17 protein-coding genes and 1 pseudogene are annotated in these 16856 nt (G+C 70.0%); 8 read left to right on the top strand and 10 right to left on the bottom strand.

What is annotated here, in order from left to right:
- Positions 1-437: 437 nt before the first annotated feature.
- On the bottom strand, positions 438-722 hold the full coding sequence (locus ACIBK8_RS28180) for a hypothetical protein (protein ID WP_399044664.1): 285 nt from the start codon (positions 720-722) through the stop codon (positions 438-440).
- A 168-nt stretch (positions 723-890) separates the two neighbouring features.
- Here ACIBK8_RS28180 and ACIBK8_RS28175 point away from each other — a divergent pair, with 168 nt between their 5' ends.
- The gene (locus ACIBK8_RS28175) at positions 891-1151 is read left to right on the top strand and encodes a type II toxin-antitoxin system Phd/YefM family antitoxin (RefSeq protein WP_399044663.1); all 261 of its coding nucleotides are present in this window, start codon (positions 891-893) and stop codon (positions 1149-1151) included.
- Positions 1152-1253: 102 nt separating this feature from the next.
- Here ACIBK8_RS28175 and ACIBK8_RS28170 read toward each other — a convergent pair whose 3' ends face one another.
- A complete protein-coding gene (locus ACIBK8_RS28170; RefSeq protein WP_399044662.1) occupies positions 1254-2909 on the bottom strand; it encodes a hypothetical protein in 1656 nt (551 codons plus the stop codon).
- 1023 nt (positions 2910-3932) lie between these two features.
- Between ACIBK8_RS28170 and ACIBK8_RS28165 the strand changes: the two genes are divergently transcribed.
- Positions 3933-4226, top strand: a complete 294-nt coding sequence (locus ACIBK8_RS28165) for a hypothetical protein (RefSeq protein ID WP_399044661.1) — start codon at positions 3933-3935, stop codon at positions 4224-4226.
- Positions 4227-4256: 30 nt separating this feature from the next.
- On the opposite strand, the gene ACIBK8_RS28160 is transcribed toward ACIBK8_RS28165, so the two are convergent.
- From ACIBK8_RS28160 to ACIBK8_RS28140, 5 genes are all read right to left on the bottom strand, one after another.
- On the bottom strand, positions 4257-5795 hold the full coding sequence (locus ACIBK8_RS28160) for a hypothetical protein (RefSeq protein ID WP_399044660.1): 1539 nt from the start codon (positions 5793-5795) through the stop codon (positions 4257-4259).
- A 76-nt stretch (positions 5796-5871) separates the two neighbouring features.
- Positions 5872-6018 carry a hypothetical protein gene (locus ACIBK8_RS28155; protein WP_399044659.1) on the bottom strand — a complete coding sequence of 49 codons (147 nt, stop codon included), beginning with the start codon at positions 6016-6018 and terminating at the stop codon, positions 5872-5874.
- 1628 nt (positions 6019-7646) lie between these two features.
- The gene (locus tag ACIBK8_RS28150) at positions 7647-7823 is read right to left on the bottom strand and encodes a hypothetical protein (RefSeq protein ID WP_399044658.1); all 177 of its coding nucleotides are present in this window, start codon (positions 7821-7823) and stop codon (positions 7647-7649) included.
- A 233-nt stretch (positions 7824-8056) separates the two neighbouring features.
- A complete protein-coding gene (locus tag ACIBK8_RS28145) occupies positions 8057-8419 on the bottom strand; it encodes an ArsR/SmtB family transcription factor (protein ID WP_399044657.1) in 363 nt (120 codons plus the stop codon).
- A gap of 249 nt (positions 8420-8668) precedes the next feature.
- Positions 8669-9262 carry a CGNR zinc finger domain-containing protein gene (locus tag ACIBK8_RS28140; protein ID WP_399044656.1) on the bottom strand — a complete coding sequence of 198 codons (594 nt, stop codon included), beginning with the start codon at positions 9260-9262 and terminating at the stop codon, positions 8669-8671.
- Between the two features lie 92 nt (positions 9263-9354).
- On the opposite strand from ACIBK8_RS28140, the gene ACIBK8_RS28135 reads away from it, so the two are divergent.
- The 4 genes and pseudogenes from ACIBK8_RS28135 (at position 9355) to ACIBK8_RS28120 (ending at position 13354) form a co-directional block, all read left to right on the top strand.
- On the top strand, positions 9355-10149 hold the full coding sequence (locus tag ACIBK8_RS28135; RefSeq protein ID WP_399044655.1) for an MBL fold metallo-hydrolase: 795 nt from the start codon (positions 9355-9357) through the stop codon (positions 10147-10149).
- A gap of 137 nt (positions 10150-10286) precedes the next feature.
- Positions 10287-11372: an LLM class flavin-dependent oxidoreductase gene (locus tag ACIBK8_RS28130; RefSeq protein WP_399044654.1), complete on the top strand. Its 1086-nt coding sequence runs from the start codon at positions 10287-10289 to the stop codon at positions 11370-11372.
- A gap of 89 nt (positions 11373-11461) precedes the next feature.
- A pseudogene (gene ssuE, locus ACIBK8_RS28125) lies at positions 11462-12008 on the top strand (NADPH-dependent FMN reductase).
- A 65-nt stretch (positions 12009-12073) separates the two neighbouring features.
- Positions 12074-13354, top strand: a complete 1281-nt coding sequence (locus ACIBK8_RS28120) for an MFS transporter (protein ID WP_399044653.1) — start codon at positions 12074-12076, stop codon at positions 13352-13354.
- Positions 13355-13665: 311 nt separating this feature from the next.
- Here ACIBK8_RS28120 and ACIBK8_RS28115 read toward each other — a convergent pair whose 3' ends face one another.
- Both ACIBK8_RS28115 and ACIBK8_RS28110 read right to left on the bottom strand, forming a co-directional pair.
- A complete protein-coding gene (locus tag ACIBK8_RS28115; protein WP_399044652.1) occupies positions 13666-13860 on the bottom strand; it encodes a hypothetical protein in 195 nt (64 codons plus the stop codon).
- 594 nt (positions 13861-14454) lie between these two features.
- Complete coding sequence (locus ACIBK8_RS28110; RefSeq protein ID WP_399044651.1) at positions 14455-14811, bottom strand: hypothetical protein; 357 nt, start codon at positions 14809-14811, stop codon at positions 14455-14457.
- Between the two features lie 230 nt (positions 14812-15041).
- On the opposite strand from ACIBK8_RS28110, the gene ACIBK8_RS28105 reads away from it, so the two are divergent.
- A complete protein-coding gene (locus ACIBK8_RS28105; protein ID WP_399044650.1) occupies positions 15042-15281 on the top strand; it encodes a hypothetical protein in 240 nt (79 codons plus the stop codon).
- Between the two features lie 128 nt (positions 15282-15409).
- On the opposite strand, the gene ACIBK8_RS28100 is transcribed toward ACIBK8_RS28105, so the two are convergent.
- Positions 15410-16156: an SOS response-associated peptidase gene (locus tag ACIBK8_RS28100; protein ID WP_399044649.1), complete on the bottom strand. Its 747-nt coding sequence runs from the start codon at positions 16154-16156 to the stop codon at positions 15410-15412.
- Between the two features lie 285 nt (positions 16157-16441).
- Between ACIBK8_RS28100 and ACIBK8_RS28095 the strand changes: the two genes are divergently transcribed.
- Complete coding sequence (locus ACIBK8_RS28095; RefSeq protein ID WP_399044648.1) at positions 16442-16855, top strand: hypothetical protein; 414 nt, start codon at positions 16442-16444, stop codon at positions 16853-16855.
- Position 16856: the final 1 nt, after the last annotated feature.

Below are 16856 nucleotides of genomic sequence, written 5' to 3'. Positions count from 1 at the left end.
CACCAACTGGCCGAGCGGGAAGCGGTACTGGTGCGCTCCCGCCCCGCTTCACCGACCGCATTCACGCGCTGCTGGGTTGAATCAGGAGTGAGGTCGACCGGCGTGGAGGGAACCGCCGCCCACTACCAGGGGAACCTCATGCGGTGCCGACATGCTCGTCCTCTCCGCCGGCGCCCCAGGCGGGACCGTCACCGCGCACCGTCTTGCGCCCACCGGGGAGGCCGCGGCGCCGCGCACGTCGCCGGCCGCGGCCAGGACCTCGGCGTCGTCGCGACGCCTCGAAGACCCTCCGCCGCCCAGGCCTGGAAGGCGACGACCCGGCGCTGCCCGGCGACCATGCTTGGGGATCCCGCGACCGGTAGGCGCCCTAGTCTGCCGGGACGGCTCGGGGAAGCACGGGTGCGCCGGCCGAGTCCACCCGCCGTCTGGGCACACGGTCACCGGCCGCGCGGTTCGCTGGCCTGGCTCATCGCGGCGTGCAGCAGCCGGATCGTGGTGGCAGCCGCGGCCTTGGCCGCCTCGTCGTCGCTGGTGCGCGCGGTTTCTTCCAGGAGTGCGGCGGCGGCCTGGAGGACGCCGACGTGGACCGGGACGGTCTCGATCGCCGCGAGCGCGGCAGTGGCCCGGTCCGCCGGCGACAGCGGTGGGGACTGCGGGATGAGGGTGGACACGCCGCGCCCCAGGGCGCGGTCGCGGGGCGGCGGAGCGGGAAGGGTCGTCACCCTGGAAGTCTCCCGCACCCAGGGTTGCCGTCGCTCCGGGAGTTCAGGTGGCCGGCACGCACCCGGGCGGTGCGCAGCTGGCCTCTGCCTCCGGCGGGCGCGGATGCGCGCGGGGCAGTGGCAGCGGAGGGAATGCCTGGAAGTGCACGCTTCCGTAAGGTGGTGTGCATGACGGAGATCACCTATTCGATCGTGGAAGCCCGCGCCCGGCTCGGTGCCATCGCCCGTGAGGTCAGCGCCACCCGTGAGCCGGCTGCCATCACCGACCACGGCCAGACCATCGCGATACTGGTCAGCCCTGCCGACGCCCTCGAACTCCAGGAGATGCGGGCCCTTGCCGCCTACCGCGCGCGTCAGGCCCGGGGCGAAAGCGCCGGCGTACCGCACGACGAGGCCCTCCGCCGTGTGTTCGGCGGGGATGAGGGGTGAGGTACGAGGTCATCTGGGAGCCCGAGGCCCTCGCCCAGGCGGAGCGGCTGGCCAAGGATGACCCGCAGGGAGTGCGGCAGGTGTTCACCGCGGTCGACCGCCTTAGCGAGGCTCCTGCCGCTGGGTGAATTCTGCAGCTCGTTTCGAGCGTTGGTGGTGCGGGTTGCCAGACGTGAGACACCATGCTCCGGATTCCTGTCCGCAGACAGGGCAGGTGACGTCATACACCTGCCAAACGGTCCGGGTCTCCCCCCGGTGCTCTTTCTGCTGTTCTTGAAGCTCTTCGACGATGGGCACCAGCCGCTTAGCGTGCGGCGCTCCCCTTACCCGACCCGCACGGTTCCCTTCGTAGATGACGCATTGCTGGCCACGGTCCGCCTTGCAAAGCGGACATGGGGCCTTGGTCCAGTATTTCCGCCCGACTTTCTGATGGGACAGCAACGTGCCTTCTCCTCGGCTGAGCGACGAGGGCGCTCGTGGTGGGAAGGGCACGTACCTGAGACGTTCACTCCACAGCTCGAGTTGAGCCCGCCGATGCTCCCCGATATCACCGATATCACCGATCCCGGCGGTTGCCTGGAAAAGCCGCTGCACCTTCATCTCCAGGAGCTGTCGGCCTGTGTTCGCGGGGGTACGGCCGATGTCTTCGAGAAGGGCGTCCAAGCGCTCGGTTGCAGCCAGCACAGCGGCGGCCACGAAGCCGGCGGCAATGCGGATCGCCTCTTCCTCTTCCACGGTCCGGTCGACCTTGGTGGCTGTTTTGACTGTCCGATGAAGGGCTTTGACCTTCGTGATCTTTTGATCTGCCACAGCACGGTTCAGGCGGGAGATCAGCGTCCGGCGTGACTCGACTTCCTTCTCCACCCAGAGGAAGGCGCTGCGCCGGGCGGCGTCCAGCCGTTCCTGGAGCTGCGAGCTCACACCGGCTAGCTCGGTGATCTCGTGGCAAACCGTCTCCGCCAGATTTGTGGACCCGGTCCGGCGGGCGTAGAGCAAGCGGCGCAGCAATTTCTGCGCTTGCACGTCCTGCTTCGGTTCGTCCTGCTTCTTGCCTGGAGCCCATCGGCCAGAGGGGGGTGCGCTGCGGGCGTGGACGATCCGCTCGACTGCGGGAGTGGAGAGCCCTCGGTCGGTGATCTTGCATTCGTCCAAGGCGAACCATTCGGTGTCCCGGGCGAATGCTTGGGTGCCGATCCGGACGCGGCGGGTGGTGCCTTCGCTGTCCAGGCGGATGCGGTGGACGTACCAGCGGTGGATCAGGGTGTCTTGGTCCACCGGGACGGACTTTCCGAGGACCGGCTCGTGCTCGGCGTCCCACACCGGCGCCACCTCCTGGTTCAGGTGCACGCGTAGCTTCTTGTGCTGGAGCTGGATGTCGACAACCGATCCGATCGGCACCCCGTCCGGCCGGGTGAACGCGAAGTCGGCCTGCGTGCCGCGGGTGCGCAACCAGGCGGCGGCCGCGGACTTCACGTAGAGGTGGTCGGCGCTGGTCACGTCGTGGGAGCGGCGGCCGCATACGTGGGGCTGGTCGGCCGGGCCGGGGTTGTGTGCGAAGTGGCAGACGCGGTCGGTGTAGAGCTTGGTGTTCAGCTGGCCGCCGCAGCCGCCGAGCAGCACTCCGCACCAGAACGTGTCGCTCTGGTGTCTGTGGCGGAAGGCGTCCAGTTCGATCGCTTCCAGCGGCAGCATCAGCGGATCTTCCGACTCCGCGCTGCCCAGGACCGCTGTCTGGATCTGCCGCCTGTCGCCCCGCACGAGACCGCCTTTCGTCCCAACACATCGTGCCAGCACCGGCATTGGCCCAGGGCGAGATCGCCCTGATCAAGCCGACCTAGACCACGGCTTGCTCCGGGCGAGCGGAACGCGATGGTCGAGTCGACCCGGCGCGGCTGCGCGGCCTCTCGGTGCGCTTCGAGGCACAGCGGTGCCGTCCGGCGGAGTCCGTTGCTTCACCTGCCTGGCGGGCGAGTCCAGCTGCGGTTCCGGCTGGCCGGTCCGTGCCTCCGCAGCCCGGACCTGTCGGCGTCCGTACGCCCACCGGAAGTTGAGCGGTCGCGGTCAGGCGTAGGCGGGGGTGGCGGGGTATTCGCGGACGCGCAGGTCGGCGGGGAATCGGTCGATGTCCTTGTGGTGGGGGCCGTGGTGTTCGGCGTGGTGCTGATCCGTGTGGAACTCCTGCTCCGGTCGACAGCACCGGACGCCCCTCGCCGTTGAAACGGAAGGCCTTCTGGGCCTGTTGTGGGTGAAGTGCGCGTCCGGCCGAGGCGCAGAATGCGCCGGATCCGGTCCGACGGTCCTTGCCCGGATCGGCGAACCGCCGATCCGGCCGCGTCCGGCTCAGTACGGTGCCGAGCATGGCCAAACGAGGAAAGACGCGCGGCGGCTCCACCCCGCCCCCGCCCGTGACCAGCAAGCGCGTCATCGAGGGCTGGCAGGGCCCGGACGGAGGGCGCATCCGGCTCGCCCAGGCGGGCGAGGAAGCCGCCGTGCAGGATCTGATGGCCGCCGCAGGGGCACGGCTGGACCAGTCGGCGGCCGACCAGTTCGGAGGCGAGCTCGCCGTGGCGCTGTGCGCCGGGCTGACCGGTCAGGAGGCGTGGATCAGGGTGATGACGCCGCTGCTGGTGCAGAGGACGTACCTGGACGCGATCCCCGGCCTCTCCCTGGTCCTGGTCGCGGGGGACAAGGCCGGCGACATCGTCGGCGCCGCGTACTCGATGCCGCCGATGCCCATCACGAACGGCGCCCCAGCAGCAGGGATTCCCTCCCGAGCAGCTGATGTCCATTCCCCTCGCCCTCGCCAAGCTGTGCGGCCTCAGCGTCACGGAGAAGGCCCGCGGCGCCGGATGGGCCACCCACCTGCTCAAGCGCACCGTGCAGGTCTACGAGCAGCTCGGGCTGCTCCTGCTCTACGGCCAGTTCCCCGTCGACTCCGGCCTGGACCGCTTCTACCAGCAGCGCGGCTTCGCGCCGCTCGCCCCGCAGGAGAAGCTGGACCTGGAGCCGCTCAGCCTGCCGTTCGGCATCGACCCCGGGCCCGGAGAGCAGCTCTTCGTCCGCTGGAAGCGCTGAGCGGCCGGGTGCCGCCGCGCCTGTCCGGCGCTACCGACGCGGTAGCCGAGCTTTCCGTTGATCCAGGATCGGCTGCAGGCGTTCATCGTGCGGCACATAGCGCAAGTCGCCGTTGCCTGTCCCGTCGGCGATCACGCAGTCCTTGCCCTGACCGGCGAGACAGCGCGGACAGCTGCGCTTGATCCAGTAACGACGTGCCACTTGCCGGTGGAGCGGCGCCCTGCGTTTCGCCTGCTGAGTCCCGTCGTCGTCCTTCGGCTCTTCCCCGGGGCTGAGGCCAGCTCGCTGCTTCCATACCTCGATCTGGCTCGCTTGGTGAACCGTGACCCGGTCGCCGGCGACCTCTGCGTAGCGGACAAGGGTCTCGACCTGGTCGCGCATGTTCCTGTAGCGGCTCTGGTTCAGGTTTTTGAGGATGTTCGAGACGCGGGTGATGGCATCCGCAGCTGCTCTCTCGTCAGCGACCCTCGCCGCGATCCTCTCCTGGGTGGCGCGCGCCCGGTCAGCGAAGTGGTCCGCCGCCCTGCTCACGATGGCGTCCTCATCGTCCGTACGGTCATGAGCAGCCGTCGCGTTGACGTGGGCGAAAAGCCTGCGCACCTGCTGGGTGTCCTGCGCAATCACCGCTTCGTCCAGCTGGGCATAGAGAGACCGGCGGACCTCTACCTGTTCCTCCAGCCAGCCCTTCGTCGTCTCCAAGGCGGCGTCCAGCCGTTCCTGCGTCTCTCGGTCCACCTCGGCCAGGCCCGTAATCTCGCCGCAGAGCCGCCTCGCAGCGACAACGAACCCGAGACTGCGAGCATCGTCCAGTTGGCTCAGCAACGCCCGTGCCTGGGCATTCACGGTCGGCACCTTCTTGGCCCTGCCCGGCGTCCAGCGTGGCGGAGGGGCGCTGTGGGACGCCACGATTCGCTGCACCGCCGGCGTCGTCAGGCCCCGCTCCGTCACATCGCATTCCTCGAGGCCGAACCATTCGGTGGGCCGCGCGAACGCCTCGGTGCCGATCCTGACCACGCGGGCCGTGCCCTCGCTGTCCAAGCGGATGCGGTGCACGTACCAGCGCCGGATCAGGGTGTCCCGGTCAACCGGAACGGACTCGCTCAGCACCGGCTCGCGCTCGCCGTCCCATTCCGGCGCCACGGCCTGGTCCAAGTGGACCCGCAGTCTGCTGTGCTCGAGCTGGATGTCCACCACGGAGCCGATCGGCGCCCCGTCCGGCTGAGTGAACTCGAAGGCGGCGTGCGTGCCGCGGTCCCGCAGCCAGGCGCCGGCTGCGGACTTCACGTACAGATGGTCGGCGCTGGAGACGCCACGGGCACGGCGGCCGCACACGTGGAGGTGCCCCTCGGGGCCGCGGTGGTGGGCGAAATGGCAGACCCGGTCGGTGTAGAGCTTCGTGGTCAGCTGGAGACCGCAGCCCCCGAGCAGGAGCCCGCACCAGAAGGTGTCACCGTCGTGCCGACGGCGGAAGACATCCAGTTCGATCGCTTCCAGCGGAAGCATCAGCGGATCTTCCGACTCCGCGCTGCCCAGGACCGCTGTCTGGATCTGCCGCCTGTCGCCCCGCACGAGACCGCCTTTCGTCCCAACACATCGTGCCAGCAGCGGCGTTGGACCAGGGCGAGATCGCCCTGATCAAGCCGACCTAGACCACGGCTGCTGCGGGCGAGCGGAACGCGATGGTCGAGTCGACCCGGTGCGGCGGCGCGGCCGTGGGGGTGCGGTCCGGCGCGGCCGTGGGGGTGCGGTCCGGCGCGGGCGCGGGGGCGGGGTGCGGTCCGGCGTGCGTCATCGTCTCCCCTGATGGGATCGGCGGCGCCCGCTTTTTCTGTAGCGGGCTTTGTGCCGTCTGGGCTCCGATCCGGAGTCCAGACACTGCGGCCGCGCGTTTATTCTTGAGCCTGCGCTGCACGGGCCCCAGCTTGCCCGATGCCTCAATCCATACGCGGCGTTGTCCCTAAAAGGGAGGTTCGTCGCTATACGGTGGAGGTTCTAGGGCTTCATCCCAAGGATCACTGCCCCGCTGCGGACGTCGTCGATGCTCAGCGTCCAGAGGCTTCTGCCCAGAGTCTCGGGGATCGGCGTCGAACACCGCGTGCCACAGCGCCTTGATTTCCGCCCTAGGTGTGGAAGGGCTGCCGACTTCCCAAGGGTCGTCAGTGGATGTTGATGCCACATCAGGATCTATCTGCGCCAGGTCGCACAGGACCGTGAGTATCGCGTCGACCGTGCTCCAGTTGGCTGGGGTGGACAGTCCAAGGAGCGTGCGGCGGACGGTCTCCGGGCTGCCGGTCGCCTCAGGGCACTGCTGCGGAATCAGTTCGGCGATCTTCCGCAGCGTCGGCCTGGAAGCTGACCGATAGTAGGTGAACAGACCGTCTACGAACCTCCTTCGCGGGCCCGGAGGTAACTGGTCCACCCCCGGCATCCTCAAGACTCGCCCCATGGCTTCCCCTCTCCGTTGACGCGGAAGATCCAGGGATATCTCACGATGACTCACATTGCCACGGGGAAGCTCACCCATCCTGGCCGGATGAGCAAGCACTTTCCGCGATCGACAACTGACAGGAAGTCATTTGTGCAGGTCGGCGGGGCGGCCGTGCGCGCACAGGGAGCGCCCGCCGGGCACTGTTCCTGTCAGTCGGCCCGTCCCTGCGGGACAATTGACGAACGGCTCCCTGCGGCAACAGGGAGCCGTTCTGCATCAGAACCACGATCACCAATGTGAGAAGGAGTCGTTGTGTCTACCTCTGAGCCTACGAGCAGTCACGGATTAACGAAGCCCCCCGCCGCCGTTGTCTCCACCTGGCGGAAGGCGCTGCTACGGCTGTCGGGCGAGGCAACCACCGGTCTCGTGCGCGGCGCGTCGACAGCCCTGGGGACGGCGATCGTCGGCTGGCTCGTGCTCTGGTTCCAGCAGCACTGATCCGATAGGCACCGGGAGTTGGCTGGGCCAGCAGCTCCCGGCGACGCTCGCCCAAGGGGTCGGACGATCCGTCCGACCCCTTCGCCATGCTCTGGGAGGGAAGGCGGACGTACCGGTGGGAAGCTGCAGAGCCGATGTGGTCGTGGACGCCCTCTGATGGCCGTGCGCAGTGCAGGTACGCCAGTCCAGCACCTGCTCGCGAGTCAGCTCCTCAAGCACCAGCTCCTGGTCGTCGACGTCCGTGGCTCCGGGGCCGGGGCGACGGGAGTCGGACGGGGCGCGGGCAGGACGACCCGGGCCACCGGCACGGCCGAGACATCGCCGGCCTGCGCGGCCGGCCGCGGCTTCGGTGCGGGCCTGAACCGCAGCGGCCTGCCGGGCCCGGTACTGGCCCCACTCGTGCGCCTTCGCCCACGACTTGGCCGGCACGTCCCTGGCGCGGTCATCCCGTCGCCCCTGGCGCGCGACCTCGACGGTCAGTCGGCGGTGGGCAGTCAGCGGGCCAGACTGCCGGCCAGGCGCCGCGCCGCATACGAGCCCGCACCGTCCCCCTCGGCGAGCTGCCGCAGCAGTTCCACCGCGACCTGCGCTTCCCGCAGCGTCGGCAAGGGAAGCCGCGGTTCATCGGCGTCGACCACTCCATCGATCAGGCCCAGCAGACGCTCATCCATCTCATTCATGATCGGTCGACGGAGTACCACCTGCGCGGTTGCGGCTCGTCTCGACACCCGCTGCGCGCGAACGCTGATGTGCCGAAGCGGACGTGGTGCGGCGGTCAACTCGACAGGGCGAAGGCGCCGATGAAGAAGGTCATGTAGAGCAGCAGGGCCGCCCCCGCACCGTCCGCCGCCGGGTCGTGGCCCGCCGCTGAGGCGACATCAACCTCACGAGACGGCGTATCTAGTCACCTTTCCCCCTCTGGTTCGGGGGTTCCGTTCAGCAGGGCTGCGCCGAGCGACGTGAGGTGGTGAGTGACCGTGGAGCGGTGCCGCCGGCAGGTGGTGAGGCCCGCGTTGCGGAGGGCTGCGGCGTGGCGACTCGCGGTCGCCACGGAGACTCCGGCGCGGCATCCGAGCTCGGTGGTGGTCGGGCCGTCGGCGGCGAGGCGCAGAATCTGGCTCCGGGTGCCACCGAGCAGTTCGGTCAGGTAGCGGCTCTCGGCTCGTTCGATCGGTCCGGGGCGGCGGGTGCTGCCGGGATTGCGCAGCACGGGGTAGACCAGCACCGGCAGCGCATACTCACCCAGCTCCCGGTCCTCACGCGCCATCGAAAGCCCATCAGCAACGACCGCAGGCGCTGGCTCCGCAAAGCTGACCACCAGCCCTACTACGGCGTCCTCAAGCCGCTGCTTGGAGGTCACGCAGGGCGCACCCAGCCAGAGCAATCGACAACCGTCCACTACGCCGTCGGTTGTGACTGAGCGTCGCCTTGTGTCGACGGCGCAGGTGCTGTGTCCGGCGTCAGGCGTTCGTAGCCGGTGTGCATGGTGACCTGCTGGGGCGGTGACGTGACGTCGTCAGTTCGTCGCGGTGCGGCGGGCGTAGGCGCGGGCGGCGCGGGCGCGGTCACCGCAGCGGGTGGAGCACCACTGGCGGCGGCCGTGCTTGAGCAGGAAGCGGTTGCAGGGCGGGGAGGCGCAGGCGGTCAGGCGGGCGGCGTCGGGGGCGGTGAGCAGGTCGGCGGCGTCGGCGGCGATGACGGCCATGGCGTGCTCGACGATCGCGGTGGTGGGGTGGGGTGTGGCGCGGTAGGGGCCGGTCTTCTCGTCCCACAGCAGGAGGGATGCGGTGGGGACGCGGGTCATCGCGTCGTTGATCGCCGTGACGGCGGCGGGCAAGGCGGGCTGTCCGGCGACGCGGGAGGCCAGTAGCGACCTGACCTGTTCGCGCAACGAGCGCAGCTGCGTCGCACATACCTCCGCCAAGCCGGCGTCGGCCGGGGCGAGGTCGCGCTGCGTCAGCCACTGCTCGGCTTGCGCCGGGGTGGCCAGGAGGTCGGCTGTGTGCCCGCCGGGCAGTGCGACGGCGCTATTGGTCAGGGCCAGGGCGGGGTGCTCATCCTCGCCCGGTGCCGATGGCAGGGCGCCTTCTTCCGTCACGAACTCTTCCATGCTTCTCATGGTACGGGTTGCTTTCATCCGTGAGACACGTCTACAGTCGACTCACGGTTAACACGTAATCTATCCGTGAGGAAACTTCTTTCGTGTCTTCCCCGACCCTGCAGACCACCCCCTTCCCCGTCCGCGTCTTCGGCGGCCCGACTGCCCTCTTCGAGTACGGCGGCCTGCGCTTTCTCACCGACCCGACCTTCGACGGCCCCGGCGACCACCAGGCACCGGCCGTCGTACTGACCAAGACGGCGGCGGCTGACGGCAGCCCGGCCGATCTCGGCCGCGTCGACGTGGTCCTGCTCTCGCACGACGAGCACGCCGACAACCTCGACACCTCCGGCCGGGCCCTGCTCGCCGACGTCCCGCTGACACTCACCACCCCCGGCGGCGGGGAGCGTCTCGGCCAGGCGGCCACCGGCCTCGCCGACTGGCAGTCGATTGAGCTTGAGCGCCGGGACGGCGGGCCCGGCACGGTCACCGTGACCGGCGTGCCCGCCATCCACGGCCCCGGCCCGCGCGAGGAGGTCGAGCCGATCTGCGGCGAGGTCGTCGGGTTCGTCCTGACCGGCGATGGCCTGCCCACCGTCTACGTCAGCGGCGACAACGCCTCGCTCGACGCGGTCAAGGACATCGCCGAGCGCTTCGCCCCGGTGGACACGGCCCTCCTCTTCGCCGGAGCACCCCGCTTCACCGAAGTCTTCGACGGCGGGCTGATCGTCCTGGACAGCGCCCAGGCCGCCCAGGCCGCGAAGATCCTCGACGCCGGCCGTGTGGTCCCCGTCCACTACGACAGCTGGGCCCACTTCACCGAGGGCCGCGACGCGCTCGTCGCCGCCTTTGCCGCCGCCGGTCTCACCGACCGCGTCGACTTCGGCGTCCGCGGCTGACCTCACGCACGTCGGGCACGTACGTCAATCACGTACACCGGACGCGGCCGGGTGCCGGCCGACAGAGACCCGCCGCACCTGTCGGCCGGCACCCGGCCCCTCCCTCGCCTCCCGCACCACCGAAGGACCGCACCACCATGACCGACCCCATCTGCGGCACCCGCCACGGCTCCGCCCCCGCCCCTCTGTCCGTACTGGACTCCGCCATGACCGGCACCGGCCAGACCGCCGCGGAGGCGCTGGCCGGCAGCATCGAACTCGCCCGGCTCGCCGACCGGCGCGGCTTCACCCGCTACTGGATGAACGAGCACCACGCCATGCCCGGCGTCTCCACCTCCAGCCCGCCCGTCCTGCTGTCCCGGCTCACCGCGGAGACCAGCAGGCTGCGGCTCGGCGCAGGCGGGATCATGTTGCCCAACCATCCGCCACTGGTCGTCGCCGAACAGTTCGGCATGCTGGACGCCCTCGCCCCCGGACGCATCGACCTGGGCCTGGGCCGCGCCCCGGGCACCGATCACGCCACGGCCGCCGCCCTGCGCCGCGGCGCGAGCGGCGCCGAGGACTTCCCCCAACAGGTCCTCGAACTGCTGCACTTCCTCGGCGACGACTTCCCCGCCGAGCACCCCTACGCCGACCGCGTGTACGCCGTGCCGGGGCCCGCCCAGGACCGGCTCAACGGCGTCACCCCGCCCACCGGCCGCCTGCCGGTGTGGCTGCTCGGCTCGTCCGGCTACTCGGCGCAGCTCGCCGCCCGGCTCGGTCTGCCGTTCGCCTTCGCCGCGCACTTCAACCCGCGCGATGTCGTGTCCGCCCTGCGTCTGTACCGCGAGCGGTTCACTCCGTCCGAGGCCCTGGCCGAGCCGTACGCGCTGGTCAGCTTCACCGTCGCGGTATCCGACGACGAGCGTGAGGCCCGCCGCCAGGCCGGCACCCTCGCGCACGCCATGCTCCGCATGTTCCAGCGTAAGTCCTACCTGCTGCCGTCCCCCGATGAAGTGGACGCCTACACCTACGACGCCCAGGAACGCCAGGCCGTCGACAGCTGGCTGAACCACGTCCCGCACGGCACCCCCGAGCAGGTCACCACCCACCTGAACCAGGTCCAGCGGGACTCCGGCGCCGACGAACTCATGATCGGCGGCATCGGTCACTCCATCCAGGCCCGGCTGCGCTCCATCGAGCTGATCGCCGACGCCTACGGCATGCCCGACAGCCCGCGCTGACGCGGGACGAGCGGACCTCCACCCACCAACGCCCGCCACCCTTCACCGCCAAGTCCCCCTGATTCTCCAGGAGTTCCCGAGGAGTTCCCGTGGCCACCGTCCTCGCCCCGTCCGGCAGCCCGTCCCGTACGTCCGTACCGCCCTCCTGGCCGAGCACACTGCCGCGGGCCTGCGGACCCGCGGCCACCGGACCCGCGTACTCACCCTGCCCGGCCTTCCCGCGGCACCGCTGTTCACCGCGGACACCCACCACGCGTCCCTCGCCCGCGCCATGAGCCTGGTCGCCGAGGCCGACGCCCTCGTCGTGGCCACCCTCATCTACAAGGCCGCCTACTCCGGCCTGCTCAAGACCTTCCTCGACCTGCTGCCCCAGCATGCGTTCGCTGGGAAACCGGTGCTTCCCCTGGCCACCGGCGGCAGCCCGCCCACGTCCTCGCCCTCGACTACGCCCTGCGCCCAGTCCTCACCACGCTCGGCGCCCAGGTCACCCAGGGCCGGTTCGTCCTGGACCGGCACATCACTACCTCCCCGGACGGCGCGATGATCCTCGACCACGGCGACGAGCGGCAACTGGCCCACATCACCGACCAGTTCGCCCGTGCTCTTCCGTCCCGCACACACCTGAACACCGCCTGACGACCACCGGACCGCCCCCGCCCGGCAACCCGCCACCCCGGCCTCCCCCCGAAAGTACGGATCACATGGGCCACCCGTCCCTCGCCTCCACACGCACCCCGCCCACTGCCGCGCTCTCCCCCTCCATATCCGCGGTGCAGAAGCGCACCCTGACCGTGCTGCTCGTCTCCCAGGTCCTCAGCGGCGTCGGCCTCGCCGCCGGTGTCACCGTCGCAGGGCTGCTGGCCGGGCAAATGCTCCACAACACCTCGCTGTCCGGGCTGCCCATCGCCCTGCTCACCGCGGGCTCCGCCGGCGCCGCCGTCGTCATCGGACGCGTCTCCCAGCGCCTCGGCCGCCGCCCCGGACTGGCCGCCGGATACCTCACCGGCGCCCTCGGCGGGGCCGGCGTCGTCGTCGCAGCCGCGCTCGGCAGCCCCGCGCTGCTGCTCGTCTCCCTGTTCCTCTACGGCGCCGGCACCACGTCCAACCTCCAGGCCCGGTACGCGGGAGCCGACCTTGCCGCACCCCATCAGCGCGCCCGCGCCACCTCCACCGTCATCGTCGCCACCACGGCCGGCGGCATCACCGGACCTCTGCTCACCACCCCCGCCGGGCACCTCGCGACCGCGCTCCACCTGCCCGAACTGACCGGCCTGTTCCTCCTCTCCACGGTCGCATTCACCCTGGCCGCACTCACCCTCCTCCTATGGCTGCGCCCAGACCCGCTGGTGCTCGCCCGCGCCCTGCCCGCGGCCTCGGACGAGGGCGCACCCGCGGATTCCCCCTCCCGGCCCGGCCCCGGCCTGTTCGTCGGCGTCGTGGTCCTCGTCCTCAGCCAGCTCGTCATGGTCGCCGTGATGACCATGACACCTGTCCACATGCACGCCCACGGCTTCGGCACCGCCGCATCCGGCCTGGTCATCGCCCTGCACACCGGCTCCATGTACCTGCCGTCGCCGCTGGCCGGCCGCCTCGTCGACCGGTTCGGCGCCACTGCCATGAGCGTGGTGACGGCCGGCACCCTGCTCGCCGCGGGAGTGGTCGCCGCCCTCGCGCCCGGCCACTCCATCACCCTGATCACCCTCGCCCTCGTCCTGCTCGGCGTCGGCTGGAACTTCGGCCTGGTCACCGGCACCGCGATCGTCACCAACAGCACACCCCTGGCCACCCGCGCCAAGGTCCAAGGACTGGTCGACGTCGCCATCGCCGTCGCGGGCGCCGCTGGTGGCCTGGCCTCCGGCATCGTCGTCGCCTTGGCCAGCTACCCGATCCTCGCCGTTCTGTGCGGATGCCTCGCCTTCGTGGCCGCGCCTGCGGCCATCGTCGCGGCCCGCAAGGACTCCGCGCGCGCCTGGCCGAGGTAGTCGGGTGGAACGAAGTACGAGCGAAACATGCCACGCATCAGCGGCCCGGGCGATGCTGCTGACCGGACCGTCAGGCGAACGCACGGGCAGGCCGCGAAGTCGGCACAATCGCGCACAGGGCCTCACGTTGCGACCCCTCGAAGGGTCGATGAGGACACGGGGGCGCCGCCGACGATGGCGACGACGGTCGGGTATTGTGACCCCCTCGTAGGGGCGATAAGGAGAGGCGCCGCGCCAAGGACAAGGACTTCACCAACGGCCGGCCACGGTGGGACCAACTCGTCCCGAGCAGCCCTCGCTCATGCCTGTCCTCAGACGGTGTAGCCGAGGTCCAGGTACCCGAGGCCGGACAGGCGCTGCACCTGCGCGACGAACGCTCGGGTGAACAGCCGTTGGGCCGACGTCTGGCCATACCGCTCGATGTGGTCGTGGACGACCTGGTGGTCGGCAGCGGCGCGGTTTCGCCAGTCCAGGACCTGCTCGCGTGTCAGATCCTCGAGGACCAACTCCTCATCAGCCTCCGGGGCCGGCGCCGGAACGAGGACGGCCGGGCGCGATGCGGGCAGCGCGACCCGGGCAACCGGCACGGCTGGGACGTCGGCGTCGGCATGCGCGGCGGGCGGCTTCGGCGCGGGCCGGGGCGGCGGCCCGGCAGGCCCGGATCCGCTCCCACTCACGCTCGCGGGCCCATGCCCTGGCCGTCACCGTCTCGTGCAGCTGCCGGTCGGCGGCCGCACGGCGTTCGGTCTCGGAGGTCCCAGGCATCGCGGCGTCGACGGCGGCTACGATCACGCGGCGCTGGGCACGGCGGTCGGCCTGCCGGTCCTCGCAGCGCGGGTAGTCCCGGCCGGAGCCGAGCAGCGTTGCGGTTCTCGACCGCCCCGAAGGGCGATCGAGAAGCCTGGTTGAGCAGGGCTAATGCCCTAACGTAGCGCTTCATCACTTGCTCTGGCGGGGATGCATCGGGCAAATGCGGGGGTTTTGCTTCGGTGTGATCCGCGTGTCGCGTGTCCACTTGAGGTTCCGAAGTACGGCCGCGGCGGGGGCTCCGTAGTGTCGCGTGCTGGCTGGGTGCGGTCGGCCCGGTGGTCTGGGCGTGGTCACCACACATGCCACGGTGGTGCCGCCGACGGCACCTGGCGCGGTACGTCCTGGCGTCCGGCCAGCGCGTCGAGCCGCTCGACCAGCTTGCGCAGCTCGGCCGCGCTGCGGGCCGGGAGGGCGTTCACCATGTTCTCCAGAAGGTCCCTGGCGTGGAAGGGATTGCCGCAGCAGTCCCAGTGCAGTTCGTCGCCCCACTCCCAGTCTGCCCACAACTGGCGCTTGGGGAGCCGCACATGGTCCTTCCACAGCCGCACCGCCGCTACAGTCTGCCCCGGTTTCAGGTAGGTGCGGGTGCGCTCGATCCGCCGGATCTCGGACATGGTCCGCACGGAGAGGCCGTCGATGTCGGCCATGGCATCACCGTCCGGCCGGTGGGCGGGGAGCCCGGCCCGGACATTGTGCGGAGGCCTACGCGGCATGGATCCCATGGTCGTTCGTCATGCCGCACATCCTGCCATGCCGGACACGAACGAGCCGGGGCAGAGAGCTGCATCCCACCGTCGCAGTTGGCCATGGCGCTGCAGCGTACCGACCCACCAGACACCCTACGAGCGGCGGGAGGTGGGCGCGCTACCTTCACCTCATGGACTTCAACATCACCGCGGAGGAGGAGGCGCTCGTCTTCCACGTGGCCGCTCTCCTGAGGGCGGGCCGCTCCCCCACGGATGACGACCTGGCGGACGATCTGGGCGACGAGGTCCGCTCTCTCCTCCAGTCCCTCCTCGCCAAGGGCTGGCTTGTCATTGAGAAGGAGCGAGCGCTGACCTTGTCGACGATCGCGCGGCATGCAGTGTCCAGCCGGCGGGACGCTGAAGGTCCGTAAGGTCGGGCCGTCAGATCGGCGACTGGATGAACATGGCCGCCGCGCGGACAAGGCCGGTCGAACCGGCGGCACCGGACTTGATGGCTGCTCGGGGAGAGGGCGCAGGCGGCGGGCGCCTGCCCTCGCCTTCAGTCATGGGGCCGGTGATCGGTGATCTCGTCCAGGAGGTGGGGTCCGTTGTTGCGTACGTTGTTGACGGCGGTGGGCACAGCGCGGGTGTCCAGGTGGCCGGCGGCGGGAGCTGCCAGCAGGGCACGGAGTGCACCGGGGTCCTGGTGGGCGGGGGCGAGCCAGGCGCTCCAGTCGGCGGGTTCGATGGCCAGGGGCATGCGGGGGTGGATGCGTCCTGCGGCGTCGGTGGCCTCGGTAGTGATGATCGTGCAGGTGGTCCACCACGCACCCGGGTCATCCTCGGCCGCGGCCGGGTCGTGCCAGAACTCGTACAGGCCGGCGAGCGCCATGACCTGGCGGTCTTCGGGGCTGATGAAGTACGGCTGCTTATGGGCCTTGGCCGTCCCGGTCGCCGCGACGGTCTGCCACTCGTAGAAGCCGTCCGCCGGCAGCAGGCACCGGCGCTTGGCGAACGCCCGGCGGTAGGCCGGCTTCTCCGCGACGGTCTCCACCCTCGCGTTGATCATTTTCGCGCCGACGTTCAGGCTCTTCGCCCAGGACGGCACCAGACCCCAGCGCAGTGGCCGCAGCTGCCGGGTGACCTCGCCGGTGTCGCGCTCGACACGCTCCAGGACCGACCACACGTCGTCGGTCGGGGCCACGTTCCAGCTCGGGCCGAGCACCAGGCCCGGATCCCAACGCGTGACGTCGAACAGGCTGGCCAGGTCCTGCGGACGGCGGGTGGAGACGTATCGGCCGCACATGCGCCCACCCTGCCACGCCGCCCCACCGTCGCCCTGACCGAACAGGCCGCCATGCACGTCAGCCGACGCGCAGAGATCGAGGTTAGGTGGGCGCGCAATATCAAGCCATCTGCCACAGCACCTATTGGAGGGAAGGGGTAGGCCAGTTCGCTAAATTCGGGTGAAAAGTGGGCAGCGCGCACTGAGTCGGATCCACGAACCAGCCAAAGTGGTTTTCTGCGACGTTCAATGTGATTGACCACCACCATTCCGAAACCCCCAGCGAGGGGGCAAAGAGGGGGCATCGTGAAAAAGTTCGGCAGATTAATAATTTTCGGCTTTGTGAGCGTCGCGCTCGCGGTTTGCAGCTTTGCCACCCCGGCAGCCGCGTACAGCCCTCAGGGTGGTACCGCTACCGACAATGCCGGGATTGGATCCACCGACGGCCTCACAGCCGGGCAGCCCGTCATCCACAAGCGCGGTGACGGGGTGAACCCGCCCGCAGAGCTGGGTAACCCCTCCGAGTGGGGCGTGGTAAAGATCGAAATCAAGGATTCGACTGTTCAGCTGCTGGGAAACGCTTGCCAAAATGTCACTCATGGCAAATGGCGCTATGGATGGCAGCCGGCGGGCTCGGACGGGAAGAAGTGCTATTCGAGCTACAGCGCGAATGTGCGCCACAAAAGCACGGTCCGGGCCCAAAATTGTCGGCGCTGCTGAG

This window comes from Streptomyces sp. NPDC050161, from assembly GCF_044460025.1.
Taxonomy (GTDB): domain Bacteria; phylum Actinomycetota; class Actinomycetes; order Streptomycetales; family Streptomycetaceae; genus Streptomyces.
The sequence above is the reverse complement of the archived record's forward strand: the minus strand, read 5'-3'. Positions and strand labels throughout refer to the sequence as shown.

What these genes read in the sequence shown, in the direction of transcription:
- ACIBK8_RS28175 (WP_399044663.1), top strand. Translation starts at nt 891, where the DNA reads ATGACGGAGATCACCTATTCGATCGTGGAAGCCCGCGCCCGGCTCGGT.
- ACIBK8_RS28165 (WP_399044661.1), top strand. Translation starts at nt 3,933, where the DNA reads ATGTCCATTCCCCTCGCCCTCGCCAAGCTGTGCGGCCTCAGCGTCACG.
- ACIBK8_RS28155 (WP_399044659.1), bottom strand. Translation starts at nt 6,018, where the DNA reads ATGACGCACGCCGGACCGCACCCCGCCCCCGCGCCCGCGCCGGACCGC.
- ACIBK8_RS28150 (WP_399044658.1), bottom strand. Translation starts at nt 7,823, where the DNA reads ATGGATGAGCGTCTGCTGGGCCTGATCGATGGAGTGGTCGACGCCGAT.
- ACIBK8_RS28145 (WP_399044657.1), bottom strand. Translation starts at nt 8,419, where the DNA reads ATGGCGCGTGAGGACCGGGAGCTGGGTGAGTATGCGCTGCCGGTGCTG.
- ACIBK8_RS28140 (WP_399044656.1), bottom strand. Translation starts at nt 9,262, where the DNA reads ATGGAAGAGTTCGTGACGGAAGAAGGCGCCCTGCCATCGGCACCGGGC.
- ACIBK8_RS28130 (WP_399044654.1), top strand. Translation starts at nt 10,287, where the DNA reads ATGACCGACCCCATCTGCGGCACCCGCCACGGCTCCGCCCCCGCCCCT.
- ACIBK8_RS28120 (WP_399044653.1), top strand. Translation starts at nt 12,074, where the DNA reads ATGGGCCACCCGTCCCTCGCCTCCACACGCACCCCGCCCACTGCCGCG.
- ACIBK8_RS28110 (WP_399044651.1), bottom strand. Translation starts at nt 14,811, where the DNA reads ATGGCCGACATCGACGGCCTCTCCGTGCGGACCATGTCCGAGATCCGG.
- ACIBK8_RS28105 (WP_399044650.1), top strand. Translation starts at nt 15,042, where the DNA reads ATGGACTTCAACATCACCGCGGAGGAGGAGGCGCTCGTCTTCCACGTG.
- ACIBK8_RS28100 (WP_399044649.1), bottom strand. Translation starts at nt 16,156, where the DNA reads ATGTGCGGCCGATACGTCTCCACCCGCCGTCCGCAGGACCTGGCCAGC.